Origin of the sequence: Streptomyces sp. RPT161 (genome assembly GCF_027533845.1) — a bacterium.
GTDB lineage: Bacteria > Actinomycetota > Actinomycetes > Streptomycetales > Streptomycetaceae > Streptantibioticus_A > Streptantibioticus_A silvisoli_A.
Genome location: NZ_JAPZVN010000003.1, coordinates 423,600 through 447,981 on the forward strand (window position 1 = coordinate 423,600; position 24,382 = coordinate 447,981).

General features: G+C 71.0%; 27 protein-coding genes. 8 read left to right on the top strand and 19 right to left on the bottom strand.

Features of this window, described 5'->3' with window-relative positions:
- Positions 1-10: 10 nt before the first annotated feature.
- Entirely contained in the window at positions 11-781 is a 771-nt protein-coding gene (locus O5O46_RS10000) for a class I SAM-dependent methyltransferase (RefSeq protein WP_269854956.1), read from the top strand.
- 36 nt (positions 782-817) lie between these two features.
- Here the strand turns inward: O5O46_RS10000 and O5O46_RS10005 are convergent, their stop codons facing one another.
- The 5 genes from O5O46_RS10005 to O5O46_RS10025 form a co-directional block, all read right to left on the bottom strand.
- The gene (locus O5O46_RS10005) at positions 818-1,672 is read right to left on the bottom strand and encodes a MetQ/NlpA family ABC transporter substrate-binding protein (RefSeq protein ID WP_269854957.1); all 855 of its coding nucleotides are present in this window, start codon (positions 1,670-1,672) and stop codon (positions 818-820) included.
- Between the two features lie 162 nt (positions 1,673-1,834).
- Complete coding sequence (locus O5O46_RS10010) at positions 1,835-2,512, bottom strand: methionine ABC transporter permease (protein WP_269854958.1); 678 nt, start codon at positions 2,510-2,512, stop codon at positions 1,835-1,837.
- The gene (locus tag O5O46_RS10015) at positions 2,509-3,567 is read right to left on the bottom strand and encodes a methionine ABC transporter ATP-binding protein (RefSeq protein ID WP_269854959.1); all 1,059 of its coding nucleotides are present in this window, start codon (positions 3,565-3,567) and stop codon (positions 2,509-2,511) included. Before O5O46_RS10015 ends, O5O46_RS10010 begins: the two co-directional genes overlap by 4 nt.
- Positions 3,568-3,673: 106 nt before the next feature.
- Positions 3,674-3,799, bottom strand: coding sequence for a hypothetical protein (locus O5O46_RS10020; protein ID WP_269854960.1), 126 nt, complete (start codon positions 3,797-3,799; stop codon positions 3,674-3,676).
- 274 nt (positions 3,800-4,073) lie between these two features.
- Entirely contained in the window at positions 4,074-4,727 is a 654-nt protein-coding gene (locus O5O46_RS10025; RefSeq protein WP_269854961.1) for an HAD-IA family hydrolase, read from the bottom strand.
- A 116-nt stretch (positions 4,728-4,843) separates the two neighbouring features.
- Between O5O46_RS10025 and O5O46_RS10030 the strand changes: the two genes are divergently transcribed.
- Together O5O46_RS10030 and O5O46_RS10035 are read left to right on the top strand one after the other, a co-directional pair.
- Positions 4,844-5,212 (top strand): hypothetical protein, encoded by a 369-nt coding sequence (locus O5O46_RS10030; RefSeq protein ID WP_269854962.1) that lies wholly within the window; start codon positions 4,844-4,846, stop codon positions 5,210-5,212.
- Positions 5,205-5,651 (top strand): hypothetical protein, encoded by a 447-nt coding sequence (locus O5O46_RS10035; RefSeq protein WP_269854963.1) that lies wholly within the window; start codon positions 5,205-5,207, stop codon positions 5,649-5,651. Before O5O46_RS10030 ends, O5O46_RS10035 begins: the two co-directional genes overlap by 8 nt.
- 7 nt (positions 5,652-5,658) lie before the next feature.
- Here the strand turns inward: O5O46_RS10035 and O5O46_RS10040 are convergent, their stop codons facing one another.
- Positions 5,659-6,162, bottom strand: coding sequence for a GNAT family N-acetyltransferase (locus O5O46_RS10040; protein ID WP_269854964.1), 504 nt, complete (start codon positions 6,160-6,162; stop codon positions 5,659-5,661).
- A 250-nt stretch (positions 6,163-6,412) separates the two neighbouring features.
- Positions 6,413-6,928 (bottom strand): RNA polymerase sigma factor, encoded by a 516-nt coding sequence (locus O5O46_RS10045; protein WP_443072440.1) that lies wholly within the window; start codon positions 6,926-6,928, stop codon positions 6,413-6,415.
- Between the two features lie 203 nt (positions 6,929-7,131).
- On the opposite strand from O5O46_RS10045, the gene O5O46_RS10050 reads away from it, so the two are divergent.
- A complete protein-coding gene (locus tag O5O46_RS10050; protein WP_269854965.1) occupies positions 7,132-7,800 on the top strand; it encodes a lysophospholipid acyltransferase family protein in 669 nt (222 codons plus the stop codon).
- 228 nt (positions 7,801-8,028) lie between these two features.
- Here O5O46_RS10050 and O5O46_RS10055 read toward each other — a convergent pair whose 3' ends face one another.
- The 4 genes from O5O46_RS10055 to O5O46_RS10070 all read right to left on the bottom strand — a co-directional run bounded on the left by O5O46_RS10055 (position 8,029) and on the right by O5O46_RS10070 (position 12,887).
- Positions 8,029-9,567, bottom strand: a complete 1,539-nt coding sequence (locus O5O46_RS10055) for an MFS transporter (protein WP_269854966.1) — start codon at positions 9,565-9,567, stop codon at positions 8,029-8,031.
- Positions 9,564-10,112: a TetR/AcrR family transcriptional regulator gene (locus tag O5O46_RS10060; RefSeq protein WP_269854967.1), complete on the bottom strand. Its 549-nt coding sequence runs from the start codon at positions 10,110-10,112 to the stop codon at positions 9,564-9,566. Before O5O46_RS10060 ends, O5O46_RS10055 begins: the two co-directional genes overlap by 4 nt.
- Positions 10,113-10,245: 133 nt before the next feature.
- On the bottom strand, positions 10,246-11,670 hold the full coding sequence (argH, locus tag O5O46_RS10065; RefSeq protein ID WP_269854968.1) for an argininosuccinate lyase: 1,425 nt from the start codon (positions 11,668-11,670) through the stop codon (positions 10,246-10,248).
- The gene (locus O5O46_RS10070; RefSeq protein WP_269854969.1) at positions 11,667-12,887 is read right to left on the bottom strand and encodes an argininosuccinate synthase; all 1,221 of its coding nucleotides are present in this window, start codon (positions 12,885-12,887) and stop codon (positions 11,667-11,669) included. Before O5O46_RS10070 ends, argH begins: the two co-directional genes overlap by 4 nt.
- A 281-nt stretch (positions 12,888-13,168) precedes the next feature.
- On the opposite strand from O5O46_RS10070, the gene O5O46_RS10075 reads away from it, so the two are divergent.
- The gene (locus tag O5O46_RS10075) at positions 13,169-13,552 is read left to right on the top strand and encodes a DUF488 domain-containing protein (protein ID WP_269854970.1); all 384 of its coding nucleotides are present in this window, start codon (positions 13,169-13,171) and stop codon (positions 13,550-13,552) included.
- Here O5O46_RS10075 and O5O46_RS10080 read toward each other — a convergent pair.
- Positions 13,524-14,999, bottom strand: coding sequence for a sensor histidine kinase (locus O5O46_RS10080; RefSeq protein ID WP_443072454.1), 1,476 nt, complete (start codon positions 14,997-14,999; stop codon positions 13,524-13,526). The genes O5O46_RS10075 and O5O46_RS10080 overlap by 29 nt on opposite strands.
- A complete protein-coding gene (locus O5O46_RS10085; protein ID WP_269854972.1) occupies positions 14,999-15,751 on the bottom strand; it encodes a response regulator transcription factor in 753 nt (250 codons plus the stop codon). The genes O5O46_RS10080 and O5O46_RS10085 overlap by 1 nt, the downstream gene beginning before the upstream one ends.
- A 126-nt stretch (positions 15,752-15,877) precedes the next feature.
- On the opposite strand from O5O46_RS10085, the gene O5O46_RS10090 reads away from it, so the two are divergent.
- Genes O5O46_RS10090 through O5O46_RS10100 form a run of 3 tightly spaced genes read left to right on the top strand, consistent with a single transcriptional unit; the run spans position 15,878 to position 18,551 of the window.
- Positions 15,878-17,248, top strand: a complete 1,371-nt coding sequence (locus O5O46_RS10090) for a ferredoxin reductase family protein (protein ID WP_269854973.1) — start codon at positions 15,878-15,880, stop codon at positions 17,246-17,248.
- A gap of 15 nt (positions 17,249-17,263) precedes the next feature.
- Positions 17,264-17,719 (top strand): FMN-binding protein, encoded by a 456-nt coding sequence (locus O5O46_RS10095; RefSeq protein ID WP_269854974.1) that lies wholly within the window; start codon positions 17,264-17,266, stop codon positions 17,717-17,719.
- A gap of 31 nt (positions 17,720-17,750) precedes the next feature.
- Entirely contained in the window at positions 17,751-18,551 is an 801-nt protein-coding gene (locus O5O46_RS10100) for an FAD:protein FMN transferase (RefSeq protein ID WP_269855157.1), read from the top strand.
- Here O5O46_RS10100 and O5O46_RS10105 read toward each other — a convergent pair.
- From O5O46_RS10105 to O5O46_RS10130, 6 genes are all read right to left on the bottom strand, one after another.
- A complete protein-coding gene (locus O5O46_RS10105; RefSeq protein WP_269855158.1) occupies positions 18,481-19,011 on the bottom strand; it encodes an arginine repressor in 531 nt (176 codons plus the stop codon). The two genes, O5O46_RS10100 and O5O46_RS10105, sit on opposite strands and share 71 nt — an antisense overlap.
- A gap of 5 nt (positions 19,012-19,016) precedes the next feature.
- On the bottom strand, positions 19,017-20,210 hold the full coding sequence (locus O5O46_RS10110; protein WP_269854975.1) for an acetylornithine transaminase: 1,194 nt from the start codon (positions 20,208-20,210) through the stop codon (positions 19,017-19,019).
- Positions 20,207-21,112, bottom strand: coding sequence for an acetylglutamate kinase (argB, locus tag O5O46_RS10115; RefSeq protein ID WP_269854976.1), 906 nt, complete (start codon positions 21,110-21,112; stop codon positions 20,207-20,209). The genes O5O46_RS10110 and argB overlap by 4 nt, the downstream gene beginning before the upstream one ends.
- Positions 21,109-22,260 carry a bifunctional glutamate N-acetyltransferase/amino-acid acetyltransferase ArgJ gene (gene argJ / locus O5O46_RS10120; RefSeq protein WP_269854977.1) on the bottom strand — a complete coding sequence of 384 codons (1,152 nt, stop codon included), beginning with the start codon at positions 22,258-22,260 and terminating at the stop codon, positions 21,109-21,111. The genes argB and argJ overlap by 4 nt, the downstream gene beginning before the upstream one ends.
- Positions 22,261-22,339: 79 nt before the next feature.
- Positions 22,340-23,368, bottom strand: a complete 1,029-nt coding sequence (gene argC / locus O5O46_RS10125) for an N-acetyl-gamma-glutamyl-phosphate reductase (RefSeq protein WP_269854978.1) — start codon at positions 23,366-23,368, stop codon at positions 22,340-22,342.
- 220 nt (positions 23,369-23,588) lie between these two features.
- Positions 23,589-24,152: a dihydrofolate reductase family protein gene (locus tag O5O46_RS10130; RefSeq protein WP_269854979.1), complete on the bottom strand. Its 564-nt coding sequence runs from the start codon at positions 24,150-24,152 to the stop codon at positions 23,589-23,591.
- Positions 24,153-24,382: the final 230 nt, after the last annotated feature.

A 24,382-nucleotide genomic window follows, 5' to 3' on the forward strand; every position in this document is an offset into this window, starting at 1 on the left:
GTCTGCCCGCGTGACGATCCACCACGCAGCAGGAATCGGTTACCAGCGTTCGGCGGGCGGCTACGAGCGGTCGCGGCCCTCCTACCCCATGGCCTCGCTCGCGGAGCTGGCGGACGCGCTGCCGCTGGAGGCCGGACGCACGGTCGTCGATCTCGGCGCGGGTACGGGGAAGTTCACCCGTCTGCTGGCGCTGACCGGTGCCGAGGTGATCGCGGTGGAGCCGGTCGCTCAGATGCGTGACCGGCTGGCGGAACTGCTGCCGGGGGTGGCGGTGACGGCCGGTACGGCGGAGGCGACCGGCCTGGCGGACGGCTGCGCGGACGCCGTGGTGGCGGCGCAGTCCTGGCACTGGTTCTCCGGTGGGCAGGCGCTCTCCGAGGTGGAGCGCCTGTTGCGGCCGGGTGGTGCGCTCGGGCTGGTGTGGAACACGTATGACACCTCGGTGCCGTGGGTGCGCGAGTTCCAGGACATCTACTTCCGCTGTGCGCCGCGTGATCTGCCCAGTCCGCTGGACGACGGTTGGCGGCAGGTCTTCACCGGCCGCCCCGGCTGGAGCGAACTGCGCGAGCGGCACTGGCCGAACCCGCACTCCACGACGGTGGCGGACGTGGTGGAGCGGATGATGTCGTCCAGCCACATCGTGGTGCTGGGCGGGGCCGAGCAGGAGCAGGTACGGGCGCAGGCCGTGGACCTGCTCAAGCGCCAGGGTGCGATGCGTGATGACGACCGCCTGGAGATGCCGTACACCACGGATGTGTACTGGGCGCACTGGCGGCCGTAGCGTCTCAGCGCCACGGCCGCCGGTGCGCGGTGCCTCTCAGGCGGCGGGCTTGCCGAAGGCGGGGACGACCGCGCCCTTGAAGGTCTGCTCGATGTACTGCTTGACCGCGTCGGAGTTGAGCAGCTTGGCGAGCTTCTGGACCCGCGGGTCGTTCTGGTTGCCCTCCTTGACCGCGAGGAAGTTGGCGTAGGGGTTGCCCTTCGCCTTCTCCAGCACCAGGGCGTCCTTGGACGGGTTGAGGTTGTCGCCTATCGCGTAGTTGCCGTTGATGATCGCGGCGTCCACGTCGTCGAGGGCGCGCGGCAGCTGGGCGGCCTCCAGCTCCTTGAACTGCAGGTGCTTGGGGTTGTCGGCCACCGACGCCGGGGTGGCGTCGTTGCCGGTGCCGGGCTTGAGGGTGAGCAGCCCGTTGGCGGCCAGCAGCTTGAAGGCGCGGCCCTCGTTGGTCGTGTCGTTGGGGACGGCGACGGTGGCGCCGTCCTTGATGTCCTTGACCGACTTCGCCTTGTGCGAGTACAGGCCCAGCGGCTCCAGCTCGACGTTCACCACCGGCACGATGTGGGTGCCGTTCTTCTTGTTGAAGTCGTCCAGGTAGGGCTTGTGCTGGAAGAAGTTGGCGCCGACGTCGCCGTTCTCGGTGGCGGTGTTCGGCAGCACGTAGTCGGTGAACTCCCTGACTTCCAGCTTGAGCCCGGCCTTCGCGGCCAGGTGGTCCCGGACGAAGTCGAGGATCTTGGCGTGCGGGGTGGGGCTCGCGGCCACGATCAGCGGCGCGTCGGCGCCCTTCTGCTGCGCGCTCGAACCGTCGGACGAGGACGCGCAGGCGGTGGCACCGAACGCGAGGGCCGCGGCGGCGAGCAGGGAGGTGGTGAACTTGGTTGCGGTACGCACGAAAAGTGCCTTTCGTTATGGGCGCTGGGCCCGATTTCCTGTACTGCGGGGAAACTTCGGGGGCTACTCCCCCAAGCCCCTGGCTTTTTCGGGAGCTTCGCCCCCCGTCGCCCTGTCCGGGGCCGCGTCCCCAGGCGCCCCTCGGGGCCTGTGCCCGGTCGCCTACGCTGCCGCGGCTCGTCTGCCGCGGCGGGCCAGGGAGCTGGCGGCCAGGTCGCCGAGCAACTGGATGGCGGTGACCAGGACGACCAGGATGACCAGAGTGATCAGCATGACGTTGGTCTCGAAGCGCTGGTAGCCGTAGCGGATCGCCAGGTCACCCAGGCCGCCCGCGCCGACCGCGCCCGCCATCGCGGTGTAGCCGACCAGCGCCACGGCGGTGGTGGTCAGCCCGGACACCAGCGAGGGCAGCGCCTCCGGCAGCAGCACCTTGCGCACCACGGTCCAGGTGCCGCCGCCCATCGACTGCACCGCCTCCACAAGGCCGTGGTCGACCTCGCGTATCGCGGTCTCCACCAGGCGGGCGAAGAACGGGATGGCGCCCACCGCCAGCGGCACGATCGCCGCCTCGGCGCCGATGCTGGTGCCGATCACGTACCGGGTGAAGGGGATCAGCGCGACCATCAGGATGATGAACGGCAGCGAGCGGCCGACGTTCACGATCGCTCCGACGACCTTGTTGACCGCCGCGTTCCGCAGCAGTCCACCGCGGTCGGTGAGCACCAGCAGCACACCGAGCGGGAGTCCGACGATCACCGCGATCGCCGCGGACCACAGCACCATGTAGATGGTGTCCCAACACGCGGGCAGCAGCATCGGCTGCAGCTCGTCCCAGGTCACTTCGCGGCCTCCTTGACCAGCGTGTCGTCAGCCTTCGGCGTGGCGGCGCCGTTCACCGACGCGACGTCGACCTGGAGGCCCTTCTCCCGCAGGAACCCGATGGGCACCACGTTCTCCTCGAAGCGGCCGGGTAGTTCGATCCGCATCCGGCCGACCTGGCGACCGCCGATGGTCTCCATCGCCGCGCCGAGGATCGAGATGTCGATGTTGTAGGTGCGGGCGAGTTGGGAGATGACCGGCTGGGTGGCCGCCTCACCGTGGAAGGTGAGGTCCACCACCGTGCGGCCCTCCTCGGAGGGCTCGCCGCCAACCGGGAAGAGTTCCTGGGCCAGTTCGGAACCGGGGGTCGCCAACAGTTCGGCTACGGTGCCGGATTCCACGATGCGGCCTCCCTTCATCAGCGCGGCCGAGTCGCAGACCGCCTTGACCACGTCCATCTCGTGGGTGATCAGCAGGACGGTCAGCCCCAGCTGCTGGTTGAGATCGCGCAGCAGTTGGAGGATGGAGCGGGTGGTCTCCGGGTCGAGCGCCGAGGTGGCCTCGTCGGACAGCAGCACCTTGGGGTCGCCCGCCAGCGCGCGGGCGATGCCGACCCGCTGCTTCTGGCCGCCGGACAGCTGTGCCGGGTAGGCCTTCGCCTTGTCGGCGAGGCCCACCAGGTCCAGCAGTTCCAGCGCCTTGCGGGACCGCTCCTGCCCGCAGATGCCGAGGATCTCCAGCGGCAGCTCGACGTTGTCCTGCACGGTGCGCGCGGACAGCAGGTTGAAGTGCTGGAAGACCATGCCGATCTGGCTGCGGGCGCTGCGCAGTGCCGCGTTGGCACGCCGGGAGCGACCGGCCAGCGCGGTCAGGTCGGTTCCGGCGACCTCTACGGTGCCGGAGGTGGGGCGCTCCAGCAGGTTGACGCAGCGGATCAGGGTGCTCTTTCCGGCGCCGCTGCGGCCGACGACGCCGAACACCTCGCCCTCGCGGACGTGTAGATCGACGCCGTCGAGAGCGACTGTCTCCCGACCTCGCGAGTGGTAGACCTTACTCAGGCCCGTGGTGGTGATCACTGGGTTTCCGTCACTGTCGAGTACGTACCGGGGTGTCCGTCACGTACGGATGTGTCCGTCTCGGATTACGGCAGGGCGCGGCCCGGGTACACCAGGCGGCGGTGTGTCAGAGGGAGTGGGTGCCCGGCGGCTGCGGGTCGTGGGCGAGTCGGCAGCGCTTGATCGCCGCGAGGCACATGTGCCGGCTCGCGGCGGTGGCCATGGCGAAGGCTCGGGGCACTGGATTGGTCATCGGGTGTCCGTGGTGCGGGAGCGGTCCGGATGCGGACGCCGCTCTGCTCTGTCCGTAGGGGGTTGCTCGCTTCGGGGCGCGAGGCTCAGGCAGGGGCCCTCAGAGTTCGCACATTCGACACATACGACGAACACCGGGCGTCATCGCCTCGGTCGCACGGCTGCGGCTGTTCGTCGTCGTCATGCGCCCCAGTAAACCAGACAGCGCTCGAACGTTCCGCATTCCGATCCGATTGTCCGCCATGCGGACAGCGCGGTGTCCGGCGGCGGTGTGCTCAGCCGTCGCAGCGCAGCGTCACGCCGACCTCGTCCACCTGCGCGGACACCTGCGAGAGGTCCCTGACCAGCACATCGGCGTCCAGCTCCGCCGGGTCGTGGGTTGTGGTCAACGCCACCGTGCGCATCCCGGCCGCCCGGCCCGCCCGCAGGCCCGCGGGCGCGTCCTCGAACACCGTGCACCGCCCCGGCCGGAACCCCAGCTTCTCGGCGGCGACCAGGAACGGCGCCGGATCGGGCTTGCCGCGCCGCACGTCACCGGCGCTCACCAGTAGGCCGGGGGCTATCCCGGCCGCCGCCAGCCGCGCCTCGGCCAGCCGCCGGGTGGCCGAGGTCACCACCGCCCACCGCTCGGCGGGCAGCGAGGCCAGCAGTGCGAGGGTGCCGGGCAGCACCACCAGACCGTCGACGTCCTGGACCTCAAGCTCCTCGATCCTGGCCAGCGCCTCCGGGACCCGCTCGGCGGGCAGCAACTCGGCGATGATCTCGACCGCGGGCCGCCCGTGCAGCTGCACCCGGGCGAACCGCTCGGCGCCGATCCCGTACTCCCGCGCCCAGCGGGTCCAGCAGCGGACGACGGAGTCCAGCGAGGAGACCAGCGTTCCGTCCATGTCGAACAGCAGGGCGTCGGTGCGGAAGTGCGAGGGGCTCATGATCCGCGACCCTATGCGGCCGGGTGGGGGCGGCGCATCCGGACTTTCGTCCCGTAATAGAGTCACCGCATGCTCGTACACCCCTGTCCGGTCCGTTCCGCGGTGCGGAGCGTGCGGTGATCGGCGCGCTCACCGTGGCGGTCACGGTCGCCGCGCTGCTGCTCGCCGCGTGGTGCGGATACGCGACCGCCCGCGACCAGTCCACCAAGGACTGGCACTTCATCGGCATGGCCGTGGTGTCCGTACTGGCACTGGCCCAACTGGTGGTGGGCATCGTGGAGTTGGCCGGCGGCCACAAGCCGCACGGCGGCACGGTGATCTTCGTCGCCTATCTGGTGGGCGCGGCGCTGACCGTTCCGGCGGCTGGCTTCATGTCGCTGCTGGAGCGCACCCGTTGGGGATCGGCGACGGTGGCGGCAGGCGGAGTGATTCTGGCCGTGCTCCAGGTGCGGCTGCTGGACATCTGGGGAGGCGGTCATGGCTGAGAGCCAGGCCACACAACGGCCGCGGAAGATCGGCGAGGGTCCGGGACGGCTGATCGTCTCGCTGTACGCGGTGTTCACCGTCGCCGCCGGATCGCGTTCGCTCTACCAGTTGATCGCGCAGTTCCACGAGGCGCCGCTGGCGTATGTGCTGTCCGCGGTGGCCGCGGTGGTCTATGCGTTCATCACGGTGTCGCTGGTGCGCGGCGGGGAGTCGGCCCGGCGGCTGGCGATGGTGTGCTGCGCGGTGGAGCTGGCGGGCGTGCTCGCGGTGGGCACGCTGACCATCGTGGACTCCTCCGCGTTCCCCGACCAGACCGTGTGGTCCTACTACGGGATGGGCTATGTGTTCATTCCGCTGGTGCTGCCGGTGACCGGGATGCTGTGGTTGCGCAGGGCCGCCCCGCAGCGGTTGAGCACGGCGGGGCAGCCCCAGGCGTAGTGGCCGGTCAGGCGCTGGCGGCGAACGAGGACGCCTCGACCGCCTTCTCCATGGTGACCAGGCTCAGTCGGCGGTTGATCTCCTCGGTGCCGATCTGCGCGTAGCCGAGCCGGCGGTACAGGCGCAGGTTGCCCTCGTTGCGGTGGCCGGTGAACAGCTGGAAGCGCTTGGCCTCGCGCTCCGCGGCGAGCCGCTCCTCGATGGCCCCCAGCAACCGGCCGCCGAGGCCGTGCCGTTGCATCCGCGGGTGGACGATCAGCTTCGCTATCCGGGCGGTGCCGTCGGAGTCGACCGTGCCGCGCACCGAGCCGACGACCTCCTCGCCGAGCCTGGCCACCAGTACGCAGCCCTCGCCGAGTTCGGTGCGCAGCGCGGCCAGGGTCTGGGTCAGCGGTTCGATGCCGTAGTCGCCGTACAGCTCGGCTTCCCGCTGGTAGCAGAGGTACTGGAGTTTGAGGATCTTCTCGGCGTCGTCCTCGGTCGCCGTAGAGATGGTCACGCTCATGCCCATGTGCGCAGGCCTCCCCTTTGTGTTCTCCCGGACGCGGGTGGGTGAGGGTGTACGCCCGGGATGTCTGCCCTGTTTGCCGGAGGCGGCGCGGGTTCGCCCCGCCTCCGTGGCGCCGATGATCGCACAGTCGTCCGGACGGGGAGAGCGAGCGGTTGGCCCGTCTCTGCCCCGCTTCGGGTGCTGTTCCGGACACGTCTCAAGCGCCCTGCCGCCGACTGTTTACCGCTCCTTACCCCGTAGTTGCGGCCTTTCAATCCTCCGAACCGAGCCTGGCCCGCAGGCAACCCAGACAACGCGAGCGCAGCGGACCGAGGCTGCCCTGTGAGATTCCCAACTCCCGGGAAATTTCTTGGTAAGTGGGGTCGGAACGGGACAACAGTGCGGATAACAGCTGCGGGCAGCGGCCCGGCAGCTTCCGGATGACGGCGCGCAGCGAACGGCGCAGCTCGGCGTCGAGCGCCTGGTGCTCCACCGACGGCCCGGCCGCCAGGTGCCCCGGTTCGTACGGCAGCTCGCGCCGCGCCCTGCGCCGGGCCTCGCGCGCCTCCCGGTGTACCGCCTCGCGCAGCCACGCCGCGCTGTCGGTGGGCGCCCGGCCGCGCTCCAAAAGCCTCAGCCAGACGGCCTGTTCGAGGTCGGCCGGGTCCAGCCCGCCGCTCCCGGCCTCCGCGGCGGCCTCGGCGGCCAGCAGCGGGGCGTACGCGTTGATCACGTCGAGCATCGGCGCCATGTCAGAGGAGATGCCCAGCGGATGGCGGGCGCGCACCGTGTTACACGGAGATCACTCGCACGAGGGGCAGGGAAAGGTTTCGGCGCCGCTTGTCAACTGTGCGTACCAAGTGGGTGAACCTGGCGTGGAACTCGTCAGTAGCCGCGAGTATCGTCCCCGTCAGGAGTGACGCGGTGGCTGCCGCTCCACTTCTTCCGCCTAGCGTTTCCCATATCGGCTGACCCCGACCGGAGGGCCCGTTGTCCCGCATTCTGCTCAAGGCGCTGCTCGGATTCCTGATGCGCGTCCTGTTCCGCCCACGGGTGGAGGGTGTGCAGAACATCCCGGAGAGTGGTGCGGTGATCCTCGCCGGGAACCATCTCACCTTCATCGACTCGCTGTTCCTGTCGCTGGTGGTGGATCGACCGGTCTACTTCATCGGCAAGGACGAGTACGTCACCGGGCGGGGCGTCAAGGGTCGGCTGATGGCCTGGTTCTTCACCACCTCGGGCATGATCCCGGTGGACCGGGACGGCGCGAACGGCGGGGTCGCGGCGCTGATGACGGGCAAGCGGGTGCTGGAGGAGGGCAAGGTGTTCGGCATCTACCCGGAGGGCACCCGCTCCCCCGACGGCCGTCTGTACCGGGGCCGCACCGGCGTGGCCCGGCTGGCGCTGATGACCGGCGCGCCGGTGGTGCCGTGCGCCACCATCGGCACCGACCGGGTCCAGCCCGGCGGTGCGGGCATGCCGCGCATCACCCAGGTGACGGTGCGGTTCGGCGAGCCGCTCGACTTCTCCCGCTACGAGGGCATGGACCGGGACCGGTATGTCCTGCGCGCGGTGACCGACGAGGTCATGAGCCATGTGATGCGTCTGTCCGGCCAGGAGTACGTGGACGTCTACGCCACCAAGGCGAAGGCGGCCTAGCCTCGGGCGGCTGAGCCGCCCCTACGCGGCGGGGTGCGCCCGTGCTCGGCGCCCCCGCCTTCCGGCTGTTCGGCGGAACCTCGTCGGGCCTTGGTGCGTTCGGCACCGCCGGGTTCGGCCGGTGTGGCTGCTCACCGCCGCGGCGGAAAGAGGATTCGGCTGCGCCGCGCTACCGCGGTGGCGAGCGACCACACCGAAGCAGCCCGGCGGTGCCGAAGCCACCGCCGCCTACGAGCGCAGCGTCTGCCCGCGCAGCATCCGCCAGGCCCAGACAGCGGCGAGCAGCAACACGATCGCACCGACCGCGGCGGCCCCCCGCACCCCGTCGGTGAAGGCGCTCTGCGCGGCGACCCGCAGCGCGTCACCGGTCTGCTGCGGCAGCAGATTCGCCGCCTCCATCGCACCCGGCAACGACTGCCGCGCCTGCTGGGCCGCACCCGCCGGTACTCCGTCGGGGATGGCGATGCCCGCGTACCGACTGGTCACGATCGACCCCAGGAAGGCGATGCCGAGCGCGGCGCCCAACTCGTACGCCGTCTCCGAGACGGCCGACGCCGCACCCGCGTTCTCCTTGGGCACCGAGGACAAGATCACGTCCGCGGTAACGGTGAAGGAGAACCCCGCGCCGATCCCGACGATCAACAGCACCGCGCCCACCAGCGGATATCCGCTGTCCGGGGTGAGCGCCAACAGCGCCGCCAGCGCCACCCCGATGGCCGCGAGTCCTCCGGCGACCACGGCGCGCACCGAGTAGCGGCGGGCCGCCTTGCCCGCGAGCAGACCGGTGACCACGGCGCCCACGGTGGCCGGTAGCTCCGCGAGCCCGGCCTGCAGCGGCGAACGCTCCTGCACCAGTTGGAGGAACTGGGAGAGGAAGAACACCAGCCCGGACATGCCGAGCACGGTGAGCAGATCGGCCAGCACCGACGCGCTCAGGCCCCGGTTGCGGAACAGGCGCATGTCCAACAGCGGTGCCGGGATGGTCAGTTGCCGCCGTACGAACGCGGCGACGCACAGCAGTCCGACCGCACCGGCCGCCAGGTGGCTCGCTCCGACCCCGTAGGCGGCGGTCTCCTTGACCGCGTAGACGATGCCGGCCATACCGACCAGTGACAGCAGCACACTGGGCAGGTCCCAGGGCCCGGGTGCCGGGTTGCGGGACTCCGGCAGCAGCTTGGCGCCGAACACGATGAGCACCGCCATCACCGGGATGTTGATCAGGAAGACCGAGCCCCACCAGAAGTGTTCCAGCAGGAAGCCGCCGACCACCGGACCGGCCGCGGCGCCCGCCATCGAGGCGGAGCCCCACACACCGATGGCGAAGCTGCGCTCACGCGGGTCGCTGAACAGGTTGCGGATCAGCGCCAGAGTGGACGGCATCAGCGTCGCGCCCGCGACACCGAGCAGCGCCCGGGCGGCTATCAGCATGCCGGGCGTGGCGGAGTACGCGGCCAGCACCGACAGCGCACCGAACGCGGCGGCGCCGCTGAGCAGCAGCCTCTTTCGGCCGATGCGGTCGCCGAGGCTGCCCATGGAGACCAGCAGTCCGGCGATGACGAAGGAGTAGACGTCACCGATCCACAGCAACTCGGTGGAGGACGGCCGTAGTTGCTCACTGAGGAACGGCATCGCCAGGCCCAGCACGGTCGCGTCCACCGCGACCAGCAGCAGGGCCAGGGTCAGTACCGCGAGCGCCCACCAGCGCGCGGGGTGCGGACGCCGGGGCGCCGCTTCCGTGGGGGTGGACTCGGACACCTGCGAGGTCATGACCGCTCCCGCAGCATTCCGCCGAGCAGCAGTTCGCCGACCATGCGCGCCGAGTCGCGCGAGGCCACCTTGCCGTCCTGCACACACCAGCCTGAGGCGGCGATCAGCGCGTACAGCGCCTCGCACAGCCAGGCGGGGCTCAGGTCGTACCGGAACAGGCCCTGCTCCTGGCCGCGCCGGAACAGCGCGGAGACCCGCTCGTCGATCCTGCCCCAGCCCTCGTCGATCTCCGCGACGTCGTAGAGCTGGTTCTCGCCGTAGAGGAAGGCCAGGAAACCGGAGACCGGCATGGCCTCCCCGATCAGCCGCCGCACCGCCTCGACCGGATCGCCCTCCTCGATGCGGGCGGCGTCCAGCCGCTCCTCCAGTTGCTCGACGCCGAGCGCGCCAAGCGCCCGGACCAACGCGTCACGGCCCGGAAAGTACCGGTGCAGGGTCGCCCGGCTGACCCCCGCCGCCTTGGCGATCTCGTCCATGGAGGCGGTCGCCTTACGCGTCAGCAGCGCGGCGGCCTCCCGCAGCACCTGTTCACGATCGAAACTCATGAGACCAGAATAATGCATGCGAGACATGAGTGTCTCAATTTGGATGTTCGCGCCTCGCCATGTGGCGGCTCCGACGCACTCCGACCCGGTCTCCGCGTGTCGCGGCGGCCGGGCCGGAGTGGGGTCTGGTGGATCAGTTCTTGGCGTTGGACCAGGCTCGCTGGATCGCCAGGTCCTCGTGTACCTCGGCGAGCTGGGTGGCGACGGCAGAGGGGGCCGTACCGCCGCGGCCGTCGCGGGCGGCCAGCGCGCCGTGCACGTTCAGGACGCTTCGCACCTCGGGGGTCAGGTGCTCCGAGATCGCGGCGAACTGATGATCCGTCAGCTCATCCAGTTCGATGCCCTCGGTCTCGCAGACCTTGACGCACTCGCCCGCCACCTCGTGCGCGACTCGGAACGGAACACCCTGCTTGACCAGCCACTCCGCGACGTCGGTCGCCAACGAGAAGCCCGCCGGGGCGAGTTCCTCCATCCGCTCGCGGTTGACGGTGAGCGTCTCCATCATGCCGGTGAACGCCGGAAGCAGGATCTCCAGTTGGTCGCAGGAGTCGAAGACCGGCTCCTTGTCCTCCTGAAGGTCCCGGTTGTACGCGAGCGGCAGCGCCTTCAAGGTGGCCAGCAGACCGGTCAGATTGCCGATCAGGCGGCCGGACTTGCCACGGGCCAGCTCCGCGATGTCCGGGTTCTTCTTCTGCGGCATGATCGACGAGCCGGTGGAGAAGGCGTCGTGGAGGGTGACGAAGGAGAACTCCTTCGTGTTCCAGATGATCACCTCCTCCGCGATCCGCGACAGGTCGATGCCGATCATCGCGGTGATGAACGCGAACTCGGCGACGAAGTCCCGCGACGCGGTGCCGTCGATGGAGTTGGCGGCCGATCCGTGCTCGAAGCCCAGGTCGGCGGCGACCGCCTGCGGGTCGAGGCCGAGCGAGGAACCGGCCAGCGCCCCCGAGCCGTACGGGGAGACCGCCGTGCGCTCGTCCCACTGCCGCAGCCGCTCCGCGTCCCGGGACAGCGCCTGGACATGCGCCAGCACATGGTGTGCGAACAGCACCGGCTGGGCGTGCTGGAGGTGGGTACGGCCGGGCATGGCGACGTCGGGGTGCGCCTCGGCCAGTCCCACGAGGGCGTGCTGCAAGTCGGCGATCAGGCCGCCGATGATGCACGCGTGGTCCCGCAGGTACATCCGGAACAACGTGGCGACCTGGTCGTTGCGGGACCGCCCGGCCCGCAGCTTGCCGCCGAGTTCCGGGCCGAGCCGCTCCAGCAGGCCGCGTTCCAGCGCCGTGTGCACGTCCTCGTCGGCGACGGTCCCGGTGAAGGAGCCGTCCGCCACATCGGCTTCCAGTTCGTCCAGGCCGACCAGCATGCGCTCCAGTTCGTCCGCGGTCAGCAGCCCGGCCTTGTGCAGCACCCGGGCGTGCGCCCGGGATCCCGCGATGTCGTACGGGGCCAGCCGCCAGTCGAAGTGGACGGAGGCGGAAAGCCTTGCGAGTGCGTCGGCCGGTCCGTCCGCGAACCGGCCGCCCCACAGACGTACGTCGTTCTTCTCACTCACGAGGCGAGGTCCGCGTCGTGCGAAGCGCGCAGATCACGCTGTGCGGCGATCTTCGAGGACATGCCGAACAGTTCGATGAAGCCCTTGGACATCGACTGGTCGAAGGTGTCGCCGGTGTCGTAGGTGGCGAGGTTGAAGTCGTACAGCGACGACTCGGACCGCCGGCCGGTGACGACCGCCCGGCCACCGTGCAGGGTCATCCGGATGTCACCGGAGACGGGCTCGTTGGCCTCGTTGATGAAGCCGTCCAGCGCCCGCTTGAGCGGGGAGAACCACAGGCCGTCGTAGACCAGTTCGCCCCACCGCTGCTCCACCTGCCGCTTGTAGCGGGCGAGTTCCCGCTCGACGGTGACGCTCTCCAGCTCCTGGTGCGCGGTGATCAGGGCGATGGCGCCGGGGGCCTCGTAGACCTCCCGGGACTTGATGCCGACCAGCCGGTCCTCGACCATGTCGATCCGCCCGACGCCCTGCGCACCGGCCCGCTCGTTGAGCTGCTGGATGGCCTGCAGGACGCTGACCGCCTTGCCGTCGATGGCCACCGGGACGCCGTGCTTGAAGGTGATGACGACCTCGTCGGGGTCGCGCGGGGTGGCCGGGTTCTCGGTGTAGTCGTAGATGTCCTCGATCGGCGCGTTCCAGATGTCCTCAAGGAACCCGGTCTCCACGGCCCGGCCGAACACGTTCTGGTCGATGGAGTACGGGGACTTCTTGGTGGTGGCGATCGGCAGGCCCGCCTTCTCGGCGAAGGCGATCGCCTTGTCCCGGGTCATGGCGTAGTCCCGCACCGGGGCGACGCACTTCAGATCGGGGGCGAGGGAGGCGATACCGGCCTCGAAACGCACCTGGTCGTTGCCCTTGCCGGTGCAGCCGTGGGCGACGGTGTCGGCGCCGTGCTTCTTGGCGGCGGACACCAGGTGCTTGACGATGGTCGGCCGGGACAGCGCCGAGACCAGCGGGTACCGGTCCATGTACAGGGCGTTGGCCTTGATCGCCGGGAGGCAGTACTCGTCGGCGAACTCGTCCTTGGCATCGGCGACCTCTGCCTCCACCGCGCCGCAGGCCAGCGCCCGCTTGCGGATGACGTCCAGGTCCTCGCCACCCTGGCCGACGTCGACGGCGACGGCGATGACCTCGGCGCCGGTCTCCTCGGCGATCCAGCCGATGCAGACGGAGGTGTCCAGGCCGCCGGAATAGGCGAGTACGACGCGCTCGGTCACGGCTTTCTCCATTCACAGTGCAGGTGGGGCAGGGCATCCGAGGGGACATCCATGCGGTACGTGGCATAAGTATGCAGGGTGCCGCATGGAAAATCAACGCGGCGCGGCAGGAGCATGCGCCTCCGGCGCGAGGCCAGGACTCCAAGGGGGCTTCTCCAGGCGCCGGGAGGGCCGACGCGAAGCCCAAAAAGACCGCGCCGGCGGAGGCCGGCCGGGTCTGGCCGCAGCCCAGGCGGCCGGGCACGGCCCGCGTTAGCGTGCAGACGTGGGAGGAGGCTGCCATGACTGAGCGACGGCACGATGTGCGGGTGCGGCGGGTCTATGACGAGCCGCGGGTGGAGGACGGGACTCGGGTGCTGGTGGACCGGGTCTGGCCCCGCGGCCTGGCCAAGGAGCGCGCTGGGCTGGACGAGTGGGCGAAGGACGCGGCGCCGTCCACCGAACTGCGCAAGTGGTACGGGCATGAGCCCGAGCGGTACTCGGAGTTCCGCAGGCGCTACCAGGACGAGCTGGCCGACCCCGAACACCGGGCGGCGGTCAGGCACCTGCGGGACCTCGCAGCGAAGGGACCGCTCACCCTGCTGACCGCGACCAAGAGTGTCGAGCGCTCACAGGCTCCCGTACTGGCTGAACTGATCAAGCGCGGTGCGGGAGGCGCAGGGTGAAGACCGTCCGGCCTGGACGGCTGTCGATCTCCGCGGTACCACCGTGCGCGGCGGTCACCCCGGCGACGATGGCCAGGCCCAGGCCCGCGCCGCCGCCGGAGGCGTGACGGCGGGAGTCGGCCCTGGTGAACCGCTCGAAGACGGTGGCCTGTGCGGCCTCTGGCACGCCAGGTCCGTCATCGGTGACGGTCAGCACCGCGTGCGAGCCGGTGTCCCGCAGCCCCACCTCGACCGTCGTCCCCTCAGGGGTGTGCACCCGCGCGTTGGCCAACAGGTTGGCCAACGCCTGGTGCAGTCGGTGCCGGTCACCGCACACGGCGACCGGCTCCTCCGGCAGGTCCAGCGTCCACCGGTGGCCGCGCCCCGCCACCCGGGCGTCGTCGGTCGCGTCCAGCACCAGCCGTGTCAGGTCTACCGGGTTCCGCTCCAGCGGCCGTCCCGCGTCCAGCCTGGCCAGCAGCAGGAGGTCGTCGACCATCTCCCCCATCCGCCCGGACTCCGCCGCCACCCGCCGCACCGCGTGGGTGATCTCCGGCGGCACCGGGCCGGGATGCCGCAACGCCAGCTCGGCGTGGCCGCGGATGGAGGCGACGGGGGTGCGCAGCTCATGGCTGGCGTCGGCGGCGAACCGCCGCAGCCGCTCCTCGCTGGCGTGCCGCTGCGACAGCGCGTCCTCGACATGGCTGAGCATGAGGTTGAACGCCGAGCCGACCCGCCCGACCTCGGTCCGCGGATCCGCGTCCGGCACCCGCGCGGGCAGCGTCACCTCACCGCTGGCCAACGGCAGCCGGGTCACCGACGCCGCGGTCGCCGCCACCCGGCTCAGCGGGCGCAGGCTCCAGCGCACCCAGAGCGCCCCGGCCACCCCCGCCACCAGCAGCACCGCGCCGAACACCGTGGCCGACACCAGCTCAAGCCGGTGCACCGCCGCCTCGACGTCCTCCAGAGGCAGCCCGGTGACCAGTACGTCCCCGTCGTGTCCCCGCACCGCCGCCACCCGGTAGCGGTGCAGCGCCGACAGCTGCACGTCCTGGGCGTGCCCGTCCGTGGGCAGGGCGGCCAGCGCCTTCTCGTCGGCGGCGTCCAGCGACACCGCGGTGTCGGCGCCCGAGGACCGCACCACGGCCACGTCGGTCACCCGCCCGTGCAGCAGCCGCGCCCCGAAGGTGCCGGGCGCCTGCCGACGGGTGTCCGCCCGTACTCCCCCAGCGCCGCCGTCCGCGGGGTCGCCGCGCCCGCCGTGCTCCAGGCTGGCCGGGAACCGGCCGCCCGCCTCGCTGAGCTGCTGGTCCAACTGGTTGCTCAGGAAGCCGCCCAGCGACAGCACCGCCGCCACCCCGACCGCCGCGCAGCCGACCGCGAGCAGCACGACGAGCCCGCAGGTCAGCCGGGCCCGCAGGGTGCGAGGGCGGAGCCGGGAGGCGATTCGGCGCAGCGGCGGTCGGATCACCGGTCCGCCGGTTTCAGCACGTAGCCCGCACCTCGGACCGTGTGGATCATCGGGGTGCGGCCCGCGTCGATCTTCTTGCGCAGGTAGCTCACATACAGCTCCACCACGTGCGCCTTGCCTCCGAAGTCGTAGGACCAGACCCGGTCGAGGATCTGCGCCTTGCTGAGCACCCGGCGCGGGTTGCGCATCAGGTAGCGCAGCAGCTCGAACTCGGTCCTGGACAGTTCCACCAGATCACCGGACCTGGTCACCTCGCGGGCGTCCTCGTCCATCACCAGGTCGCCCACGATGAGAAGTGAACCATCCTCGTCGCGAAGACGCGTCATGCCCGCCCTGCGCAGCAGCCCGCGCAGCCGGGCGACCACCTCCTCCAGGCTGAACGGCTTGGTGACGTAGTCGTCGCCGCCCGCGGTGATCCCGGCGATACGGTCCTCCACCGCGTCCCGCGCGGTGAGGAACAGCACACACACCTGCGGCTGCTCGGCACGCAGCCTGCGCAGCACCTCGAAGCCGTCGACGTCCGGAAGCATGACGTCGAGCACGACGGCGTCCGGCCGCAGCTCGCGGGCGGCGGCCAGCGCCGAGGCACCGTCGGAGGCGGTGCGGACCTGCCAGCCCTCGTAGCGCAGGACGCCGGAGAGCACATCGGCCAGATCCGGCTCGTCGTCCACGACCAGGACGCGGACGGGGGTGCCGTCCTCACGGGTGAGCGAGGGCAGGCGGCGGGAAGTGATGCTGGGGTTCGTCATGATGGCTACAGGATCGCGCGGCCACCTCTGAGTTTGCTCTGAAGGTACTCTGCGGCCGCCTGCTCAGAGGGTACTCAGAACCGCCCGGGGCACAGTGGACCGTCCGGATATCGGAAGGAGCCGCTGGTGACCACCACGTATGACGGCCGGGCGGTGCGCAGGCACGCCGCCCCACCGCTACGCGCCCGGCGCGACCCCGCCCCGGTGGTCCTGACCCTGGTCTACGCGGGCGCGGCGGCGGTGCTCGCCCTGTGGTGGACCGGCACCGCCACGGTGGTCGGCGCCGACGGCTGGCTGCTCGGCGCGGGCCGCATCGCCGGGCTGCTGACCGGCTACGCGTGCGCGGTGCTGGTGGCGCTGATGGCCAGGGTGCCCGCGCTGGAGCGCCGGGTCGGCAGCGACCGGGTGGCGCGCTGGCACGCGTCGGCCGGGCGGTGGACGGTGAGCCTGCTGGTGGTGCACGCGGTCTGCGTGCTGCTCGGGTACGCGATGCAGGACCACAGCCCTGTGGTGCGCGAGACGCTGAACGTGGTGCTGCACTACCCGGACATGCTCAAGGGCACGCTGGGCGCCGCGGTCCTGGTGGCCGTCGCAGTGGTCTCGGCGCGTGCGGTGCGTCGCCGGGTCTCCTACGAAACCTGGTACTACCTGCACCTGTTGACGTATGCGGCGGTCTTCCTCGCCTTCTTCCACCAACTCTCGCTGGGCGCGCAGTTCGCCGGCAACGGCATGGCGCGGGCCGCCTGGTACCTGCTGTACGGCGGGGCCGCGGGCCTGGTGCTGTGGTACCGGGTGCTGGCCCCGGTCCGGCTCAACGCCCGCCACCGACTGCGGGTCGAGTCGGTGGTACGGGAGGCGCCGGACGTCCACTCGGTACTGATCCGCGGCGAGCATCTGTCCGAACTGGGCGCCGAGGCCGGGCAGTTCCTGCGCTGGCGCTTCCTGTCCGGGTCACTGCGCTGGACCTCGACGCCGTACTCGCTTTCCGCCGCGCCCCGCGACGACTTCCTGCGGATCACCGTCAAGTCGGCGGGCGGCCACAGCGCGGCGGTGGCGGGGCTGCGCCCGGGCACCCGGGTGTGGGCCGAGGGGCCGTACGGGGCGCTCACCGCGGGCCGCCGTTCGCGCCGCAAGGTGCTGCTGATCGCCGGAGGCGTGGGCATCACCCCGCTGCGCGCGCTGTTCGAGACGCTGCCCGCCCGGCCCGGCGAGCTGACCCTGCTCTACCGTGCCAGTACCCCCGAAGGCCTGGCGCTGTGGGGCGAGTTGGAGAGGATCGCCGACGCCCGCGGGGCGCGGGTGTACAGCGCGGTGAACGCTCCGGACGGCCGCCGCGCCGACCTCAGCGCCGACGCGCTGCGCGCCGTGCTGCCGGACATCGCCGAGCACGACGCCTTTCTCTGCGGCCCACCGGGCTTGATGGAGCAGGCCCACGCGGCGCTGCGGGCGGCCGGGGTGCCCGGCCGCCGTATCCACCACGAGTCATTCGAACTGTGAACCGGAGCCCCGAAGTTGACCAGGAACCCACTGCGCAGGGTGGTGCTCGGCGCCGCCGCGACGGTCTCCGGGATCGTGCTGCTGCTCGCCCTCAAACCGCACTCCGCCCCACCCCCGGCGCTGGCACACGCCACCGTCCCGGCCGGCCCCCGGCCGTCGTCGAGCGGCGCGCCGGGAGCAAGCGGCCCGAAGCACACGGGAACGGTCACCGGCGACACCGAGCAGACCGACTACGGCCCGGTACAGGTGCAGGTGACCCTCGCCAACGGCCGGATCACCGGCGTCACCGCCCTGCAGACACCCTCGGACAACCCGCGTGACCAGGAGATCGCCTCGTATGCGATACCCCAGTTGACCCGGGAGGCGATCGCCGCGCAGAGCGCGCACATCGACGCGGTGTCCGGGGCCAGTTACACCAGCGCGGGCTACATCCAGTCCCTGCAGAGCGCGTTGGACCGGGCCGGTGGCTGAGCGGCGGCGGTTGCGGCACGTCGAGGAGGCCATGGGCACGGTCTTCTCGTTCGACGTCGCGTACGGAGCCGGGCTCAGGGTGCCCTCCGCCGTCGAGGCCGCGGTGGCCTCGCTGCACACCGTGGACGCCGTCTTCTCCACGTACCGGCCGGACAGCCAGCTCTCCCGGCTCGCCCGCGGCGAACTCGGCCTCGCGGACTGCGATCCGCGGGTGGCCGAGGTGCTGGGGCTGTGCGAGCGGGCACGGGAGCGGACCGACGGCTGGTTCAGCACCGGCTACGCGGGCGGTCTGGACCCGACGGGCCTGGTCAAGGGCTGGGCGGTGGAGCGCGCGGCGCGCATGATCGCGGAGGCGGGGGCGTACGGGGTGTGTGTCAACGGCGGCGGGGACATCCAGTTGCTCGGCGAGCCGGAACCCGGTCGGCCCTGGCGGGTGGGCGTCACCGATCCGCTGCGGCCGGGCGCACTGGCCACCGTGGTGGAGAGCGCCGGGGAGCTGGCGGTGGCCACCTCGGGCACGGCGGAGCGCGGCGTCCATGTCCTCGACCCCCACACCGGGCGGCCACCGGAGGGCGAAGCGGTCTCGGTGACCGTGGTGACCCGCTCGCTGACCGACGCCGACGCCTGGGCCACCGCGGCCTTCGCGATGGGCTCCCGGGCGCGGCGGTGGCTCGAGGACCTGCCGCACGCCGAGGCGTTCGCCGTCACCGCCGACGGCCGCGGCTGGCGAACTCCCGGGTTTCCGGCGGCGGTCAGGACCTCTAACGGTCTCGTTGGGCGAGCCGCAGCAGATGGTCGGCCAGCGCCTGGCCGCCCGTCGGGTCGCGGCTGATCAGCAGCACGGTGTCGTCGCCCGCGATGGTGCCCAGGATGTCGTGCACCTCGGCCTGGTCGATCGCCGAGGCCAGGAACTGGGCGGCGCCCGGTGGTGTACGCAGCACCACGAGGTTGGCCGACGCCTCCGCGGAGATCAGGAGTTCACCCGCCAGCCGGGCCATCCGCTCCTCCTTCACTGACTCGCCCAGCGGTGCCATCGGGGTACGGAACCCGCCCTCCGACGGCACCGCGTAGATCAGCTCACCACCGGTGTTGCGGATCTTGACCGCGCCCAGTTCGTCCAGGTCGCGGGAGAGCGTCGCCTGGGTGACGTTCAGACCGTCGTCGGCCAGCATCTTGGCGAGTTGGCTCTGCGACCGCACCGGCTCCCGGTTCAGGATGTCCACGATCCTGCGGTGTCGCGCGGTACGGGTCTGCGGCACGGCCTGGCCGCCGCCCTGCTGCCCCTCGGTCATGGTCGTCATTCTCCGGATCGTCGTGCCCCGTAAGCCACCTCGAGGACACCGGGCAGCGCCCGGAGGAACGCGTCCGCCTCGTCCTCCCCGATGATCAGCGGAGGGGCGAGTCGTACCGTGTCGGGTACTGCGGCGTTCACCAGGAATCCGGCGTCCTGAGCCGCCTGCTGCAACTCGGCGGCGAGGGGCTCTGTGAGCACGATACCGATCAGCAGTCCCGCACCGCGTACCCGGTCGACCAGCGGATGTCCCAGCGCCTCGACGCCGTCCCGCAGCCGCTCCCCGGTGCGCTTGACCCGCTCCAGCAGCCCGTCGCCCTCGATGGTGTCGAGGACCGCGAGGGCCGCCGCGCACACCACCGGGTTGCCGCCGAACGTCGTACCGTGCTGGCCGGGCGTCAGCAGTTCGGCGGCGTCCCCGAAGGCGACGGTGGCGCCGATCGGCAGCCCACCGCCGAGGCCCTTGGCGAGCGTGACCACATCGGGCTCGACGCCCTCTGCCTGGTGGGCGAACCAGTGGCCGGTACGGCCGATGCCGGTCTGCACCTCGTCCAGCACCAGCAGGGTCCCGGTGGCCCGGGTGATCTCCCGGGCCGCGGCCAGATAGCCTTCGGGCGGTACGACGGCGCCGTTCTCGCCCTGGATCGGTTCCAGGACAACCGCCGCGGTCCGTTCGGTTACCGCCGCGCGCAGCGCCTCGGCGTCCCCGTACGGCACATGGGTGACGTCACCGGGCAGCGGCCGGAACGGGTCCTGCTTGGCAGGCTGTCCGGTGAGGGCGAGCGCCCCCATGGTGCGGCCGTGGAAGCCGCCCTGGGCCGCGACCATGTGGGTGCGGCCGGTACGCCGTGCGATCTTGAACGCTCCCTCGACCGCCTCCGCACCGGAGTTGCAGAAGAAGACCCGGCCCTGTCGGCCGAACAGTCGCAGCAGCCGTTCGGCGAGGGCCACCGGCGGTTCGGCGATGAACAGGTTGGAGACATGGCCGAGTTGGGTCATCTGCCGGGCGACGGCGTCGGCGATCGCCGGGTGCGCGTGGCCCAGCGCGTTGACCGCGATGCCGCCGACGAAGTCCAGGTACTCCTTGCCTTCGGCGTCCCACACCCGGGCGCCCGCGCCGCGCGCCAACGGCAGCCGCGGAGTGCCGTAGTTGTCCATCATCGCGCCCCGCCAGCGCCGGGTCAGCTCGGCGTTCGTCATTTCCGCCCCCCTTGCGGGCCGTCCGGCACGACCATGGTGCCGATGCCCTCGTCAGTGAAGATCTCCAGCAGGATGGAGTGCTGTACCCGTCCGTCGATCACCCGGGCGGTGTTGACGCCGTTGCGCACCGCGTACAGGCATCCCTCCATCTTGGGCACCATGCCGCTGGCCAGCTCGGGCAGCAGCTTCTCCAGTTGGCTGGCGGTGAGTTGGCTGATCACGTCGTCGCTGTTGGGCCAGTCCGCGTACAGGCCCTCAACGTCGGTGAGCACCATCAGCGTCTCGGCGCCCAGGGCGGCGGCGAGCGCGGCGGCGGCGGTGTCGGCGTTGATGTTGTAGACCTGCCCGTCGTCGGCGCCGCGGGCGATCGAGGAGACGACCGGGATCCGGCCGTCGTCCAGCAGGGCCTGGATGGCGCCGGTGTCGATCGCGGTGACCTCGCCGACCCTGCCCAGGTCGACGCGCTCTCCGTCGATCTCGGTGTACCGCTTGACGGCGCTCATGGTGTGCGCGTCCTCGCCGGTGAGGCCGACGGCCAGCGGGCCGTGCTGGTTGAGCAGGCCGACCAGCTCGCGCTGCACCTGACCGGCGAGCACCATCCGCACCACGTCCATGGTCTCCGGGGTGGTGACCCGCAGTCCGGCCTTGAACTCCGAGGTGAGGCCCAGCTTTTCGAGCTGGGAGCTGATCTGCGGGCCACCGCCGTGCACGACGACGGGCTTGAGGCCCGCGTGCCGCAGGAAGACCACGTCCTGCGCGAAGGCGGCCTTCAACTCCTCGTCCACCATGGCGTTTCCGCCGAACTTGATGACAACCGTCTTGCCGTGGTGGCGGGTCAGCCAGGGCAGCGCCTCGATGAGGGTCTGCGCCTTGGGCAGGGCGGTGTGCTTGCGGGTGCTCATGAGCTGTACGCGCTGTTCTCGTGGACGTAGTCGGCGGTGAGGTCGTTGGCCCAGATGACGGCGGAGTCGCCGCCCGCGGCCAGGTCGGCGATGATGTGCACCTCGCGGTAGCGCATGTCGACCAGTTCCCGGTCCTCGCCCACCGAGCCGTTCTTGCACACCCACACGCCGTTGATGGCGACGTTGAGGGCGTCCGGGTCGAACTCGGCGGAGGTGGTGCCGATCGCCGAGAGCACCCGGCCCCAGTTGGGGTCCTCGCCGTGGATGGCGCACTTGAGCAGGTTGTTGCGGGCGATGGAACGGCCGACCTCGACCGCGTCGTCCTCGCTCGCCGCGTTGGTCACCTCGATGCGGATGTCCTTGGAGGCGCCTTCCGCGTCGCCGATGAGCTGCCGGGCGAGATCCGCGCAGACCCGCTCGACGGCGGCGGCGAACTCCCCGTACGGCGGGGTGGTTTCGGAGGCGCCGGAGGCGAGCAGCAGCACGGTGTCGTTGGTGGACATGCAGCCGTCGGAGTCGACCCGGTCGAAGGTGGTACGGGTCGCGGCGCGCAGCGCCTTGTCCAGGGTGGGCGCGTCCACGTCGGCGTCGGTCGTCAGGACGACGAGCATGGTGGCCAGGCCCGGTGCGAGCATGCCCGCGCCCTTTGCCATTCCGCCGACCGTCCAGCCGTCGCCTTCCACGACCGACGTCTTGTGCACGGTGTCGGTGGTCTTGATGGCGATGGCGGCCTTCTCCCCGCCGTGTGCGGAGAGTTCACCGGCCGCCTTCTCGACTCCCGGCAGCAGCTTGTCCATCGGCAGCCGCACGCCGATCAGTCCGGTGGAGGCGACGGCCACCTCACCCGCGCTCAACCCGAGCACCTCGGCGGCCTTCTCCGCGGTGGCGTGGGTGTCCTGGAAGCCCAGCGGTCCGGTACAGGCGTTGGCGCCACCGGAGTTGAGGACGACGGCGGAGACCGTGCCGCCCTTGAGTACCTGCTGGGACCAGAGCACCGGCGCGGCCTTGACCCGGTTGGCGGTGAAGACACCGGCCGCGGCCAGGCGCGGGCCGTTGTTGACGACGAGGGCGAGGTCGGGGTTCCCGTTCTCCTTGATCCCGGCGGCGATGCCCGCCGCGGTGAAGCCCTTGGCTGCGGTGACACTCACTGCGCTTCTCCGTTCGCTTCTCCGCCCGCGAGGCGAAGGTTGAGGCAAGTCGTTGTCGGCGGCCCGGCGGCACGGCGGCTCACGGGGCGATTCCGATCGTGGAAAGCCCAAGCTCCTCCGGGAGGCCCAGGGCGACGTTCATGCTCTGCACCGCGCCGCCCGCGGTGCCCTTGGTGAGGTTGTCGATGGCGCTGATGGCGATGATCCGGTCCGCCGCCTCGTCGTAGGCGACCTGCAGCAGCGCGGAGTTGGAGCCGTGGACGGCCGCGGTGGACGGCCACTGCCCGTCGGGCAGCAGACGGACGAACGGCTCGTCCCGCAGCGCCTTCTCGTACGCGGAACGCAGCGACTGCGCGGTCACGCCCGGGGTGGCCTTGGCGCTACAGGTGGCCAGGATCCCGCGCGGCATCGGGGCGAGGGTCGGGGTGAACGAGACGGTGACCGGGCGGCCCGCCGCGGCGGAGAGGTTCTGCGCCATCTCCGGGGTGTGCCGGTGCCCGCCGCCGACGCCGTACGGGCTCATCGAGCCCATCACCTCGCTGCCCAGCAGGTGCGGCTTGGGCGCCTTGCCCGCGCCGGACGTACCGGAGGCGGCCACCACCACGGCCTCCGGCTCGGCCAACCCGGCCGCGTACGCGGGGAACAGCGCGAGCGACACGGCGGTCGGGTAGCAGCCCGGCACCGCGATCCGCCTGGCCCCCCGCAACGCGGCCCGTCCGCCGGGCAGTTCGGGCAGCCCGTACGGCCAGGTACCGGCGTGCGCGGAGCCGTAGAACCTCTCCCAGTCCGCGGCGCGCTTGAGCCGGAAGTCCGCCCCGCAGTCCACGATCAGCGTCCCGTCGCCGAGCCGCTCCGCCACGGCGGCGGACTGCCCGTGGGGCAGCGCGAGGAAGACCACGTCATGCCCGGCGAGCGCCTCGGGCGTCGTGGCTTCGAGTGTCCGCTCGGCGAGCGGCACCAGATGCGGCTGCACGGCACCGAGCGGCTGTCCGGCGCTGGAGTTCCCGGTGACGGCCCCGATCTGAACCTGGGGGTGCCCCATGAGCAGCCGCAACACCTCACCCCCCGCGTACCCGCTGGCCCCCGCCACCGCTACCCGCAACGCCATCGAAACCCTCCTCGCCGATGGCATGACTATACGGCTCAGCGAAGTTTTATGCAATGACGCCCGTTGACGGCCTCGACTGGCGCATGCGACTGTGCCCTTCGGCTGGCCCGTGAGCGGTTGAGCTGGCCAGGTGAGCGCGGGAGACGCCCGCAGGTGTGACTGGTCGCGATGGATGTCACCTGGTCGCCTGGCCGCCGCAGTTGGCACCGCGACGAGCTGGCTAGCGCGCCACGCGGTAACGGAGGTAGACGACCGTCGAGCCGAAGGTGCGGGTCTCCACGAGTTCGAGATCCACTCGGCGCTCGCGCTGGGGAAAGAACGGAATGCCACCGCCTACCAGCACCGGGTAGACCCTGGCCCGGTACTCGTCGATCAGACCCAGCGCGGCCGCCTCGGCGGCGAGAGTCGCGCCGCCGATAGCGATGTTGCCCTCCCCCGGCTCGGCTCGCAGCCGTTCGATCTCCGCCGCCAGGCCACCGGACGCCAGGCGGGTATTGCCCTGCACCGCCGACAGCGTGGTGGAGAAAACCACCTTCGGAAGCGCCTTCCAGATCGCGGCGAATTCGAGCATCGCAGTGTCGAGCGATGGATCCTGGTCGGCGGTCTCCCAGTACAGCATCGTCTCGTACAGCCGTCGTCCCAACAGGTGGACGCCGGCCTCGCGTACCTCGTCGGTGGCGAAGCGGAAGACCTCCTCGTCGGGCGCCGACCAGTTGAAACCGCCGTCCGGCCCGACGATGTAGCCGTCCAGTGAGACGCCCATCGAATACGTCAGGCTGCGCATCAGAAGCCCTCCTCGGCGACGGGTTCGCCAGTACGACCGCCGAACGCCGCGGTGACATCTATCGCGACAGTCACAGCAGAGTAGCGGTCACCACTCCCACCTGCGGGGTTTTCGTGGGAAGTGGCACGGGAGGCCGCTCGGGCAGGCTGCGCTGGGGGTAGGAGGTATCGGTCCGTACACAAACCCCTCACGGGCCAACCGAAGGGCTCAGTCACAGCAGCGCGGTACGA

Coding starts and splice junctions, on each gene's coding strand:
- O5O46_RS10100 (WP_269855157.1), top strand. CDS start 17,751: ATGGGCACGGTCTTCTCGTTCGACGTCGCGTACGGAGCCGGGCTCAGG.
- O5O46_RS10085 (WP_269854972.1), bottom strand. CDS start 15,751: ATGACGAACCCCAGCATCACTTCCCGCCGCCTGCCCTCGCTCACCCGT.
- O5O46_RS10040 (WP_269854964.1), bottom strand. CDS start 6,162: ATGGGCATGAGCGTGACCATCTCTACGGCGACCGAGGACGACGCCGAG.
- O5O46_RS10075 (WP_269854970.1), top strand. CDS start 13,169: ATGACTGAGCGACGGCACGATGTGCGGGTGCGGCGGGTCTATGACGAG.
- O5O46_RS10055 (WP_269854966.1), bottom strand. CDS start 9,567: ATGACCTCGCAGGTGTCCGAGTCCACCCCCACGGAAGCGGCGCCCCGG.
- argB (WP_269854976.1), bottom strand. CDS start 21,112: ATGAGCACCCGCAAGCACACCGCCCTGCCCAAGGCGCAGACCCTCATC.
- O5O46_RS10025 (WP_269854961.1), bottom strand. CDS start 4,727: ATGAGCCCCTCGCACTTCCGCACCGACGCCCTGCTGTTCGACATGGAC.
- argC (WP_269854978.1), bottom strand. CDS start 23,368: ATGGCGTTGCGGGTAGCGGTGGCGGGGGCCAGCGGGTACGCGGGGGGT.
- O5O46_RS10020 (WP_269854960.1), bottom strand. CDS start 3,799: ATGACCAATCCAGTGCCCCGAGCCTTCGCCATGGCCACCGCCGCGAGC.
- O5O46_RS10110 (WP_269854975.1), bottom strand. CDS start 20,210: ATGACGAACGCCGAGCTGACCCGGCGCTGGCGGGGCGCGATGATGGAC.
- O5O46_RS10105 (WP_269855158.1), bottom strand. CDS start 19,011: ATGACCGAGGGGCAGCAGGGCGGCGGCCAGGCCGTGCCGCAGACCCGT.
- O5O46_RS10035 (WP_269854963.1), top strand. CDS start 5,205: ATGGCTGAGAGCCAGGCCACACAACGGCCGCGGAAGATCGGCGAGGGT.
- O5O46_RS10130 (WP_269854979.1), bottom strand. CDS start 24,152: ATGCGCAGCCTGACGTATTCGATGGGCGTCTCACTGGACGGCTACATC.
- O5O46_RS10060 (WP_269854967.1), bottom strand. CDS start 10,112: ATGAGTTTCGATCGTGAACAGGTGCTGCGGGAGGCCGCCGCGCTGCTG.